Genomic DNA, 1,523 nt, shown 5'->3' with positions numbered 1-1,523 from the left:
CCGGTTGTCCCGCACCACTCGCGGCCCCCGGCACACCTCCTCCCGTACGGCTCCCGCGCGGCACTGACCTCGTCCTCCCGGCGAGGCGCCGCCGGTCGCGCCGTGCGCGTGGCGGCCGGCCGGGCGCCTCCGGTCCGCCGTGTCCCCTTGCGGCGGCCGGGCATCCACCGTGGAGGTCCCGCCATGTCCGACTGGCGTGTGCGCGCCGTGCGCGCGAGCAAGCGTCCGTTCTCCCGTTCCGTCGTCCGGCCCACGGACACCCAGCCCGCGCCCGAGCACTCGATGGACCCCCGGCCCGACCAGCCCGTCGAGCCGGTGACGCTGGAACGCTCCGTGGTGGACGCGGCCGTCTACCGGGACGGCCGCCGGACGGAGGCGCCCACCGACCTCGCCGACATCTACCGCACGCTGCCCGACCGGCCCGGCACGATGGCCTGGATCGGCCTCTTCCGCCCCGCCGAGGCGCAACTGCTGGAGGCCGCCGACCGGTTCGGCCTGCACGAGCTGGCCGTCGAGGACGCCATCGTCGCCCATCAGCGGCCGAAGCTGGAGCGCTACGGCGACACCCTGTTCGTTGTGCTGCGCGCCGCCCGCTACCTGGACGAGGCGGAGGAGGTCGACTTCGGCGAGATCCACCTCTTCGTCGGTCCCGACTTCGTGCTCACCGTCCGGCACTCCCAGGCCCCGGACCTGTCGGCGGTGCGGCGCCGGCTGGAGGCCGACCCGGAGCTGCTGGCGCTCGGCCCGGAAGCGGTGCTGTACGCGGTGCTGGACGCCGTGGTCGACGGCTACGCGCCGGTGATCGCCGGCCTCCAGCACGACATCGACGAGATCGAGACCGAGGTGTTCGGCGGCGACCCGCAGGTCTCCCGCCGCATCTACGAGCTCTCCCGCGAGGTGATCGAGTTCCAGCGGGCCACCCGCCCGCTGCTGGAGATCATGAAGAGCCTGGAGGCGGGCTTCGGCAAGTACGGCACCGACGACGAGCTCCAGCGCTACCTGCGCGACGTCGCCGACCACGCCACCTACGCCGCCGAGCGGGTGGACGGCTTCCGGCAGATGCTCCAGAACATCCTGACCGTCAACGCGACACTGGTCTCGCAGCGGCAGAACGAGGAGATGAAGCAGCTCGCCGAGGCGGGGCACGCGCAGAACGACGAGATCAAGAAGATCTCCTCCTGGGCGGCCATCCTCTTCGCGCCGACACTGATCGGCACGGTGTACGGGATGAACTTCGAGACGATGCCGGAGCTCAAGTGGGTCTTCGGCTACCCGTTCGCGATCGGGCTGATGGCGCTGGTGTGCACCGGGTTGTACCTGGTGTTCAAGAAGCGGGACTGGCTGTAGGCCGGAGCCCCGGGCCCCGCTGACCCGGGCCCCGCGCCCCCGGGGCCCGGGGCCGCTTCTGTGCGTGGACCCCGCACTCCGCTTTCCTCACCGGACGGTGACAACTCGGCCTCGTTCCAAGGACGTTCGGTGCCGACGCGGGATCGGAGGGGGACCCTTCCCCGGGAGCGGGGAGG

At 72.2% G+C, this 1,523-nt stretch carries 1 protein-coding gene; it reads left to right on the top strand.

Going from position 1 to position 1,523, the window contains the following annotated elements:
* Nucleotides 1-183: 183 nt before the first annotated feature.
* Nucleotides 184-1,347, top strand: a complete 1,164-nt coding sequence (locus ACIQOV_RS40960) for a magnesium and cobalt transport protein CorA (RefSeq protein WP_401056163.1) — start codon at nucleotides 184-186, stop codon at nucleotides 1,345-1,347.
* The last annotated feature ends 176 nt before the right edge of the window (nucleotides 1,348-1,523 follow it).

Source organism: Kitasatospora sp. NPDC091257 (genome assembly GCF_044757675.1).
GTDB lineage: Bacteria > Actinomycetota > Actinomycetes > Streptomycetales > Streptomycetaceae > Kitasatospora > Kitasatospora lactacystinica.
This window is presented reverse-complemented; position numbering and strand designations above follow the sequence as displayed.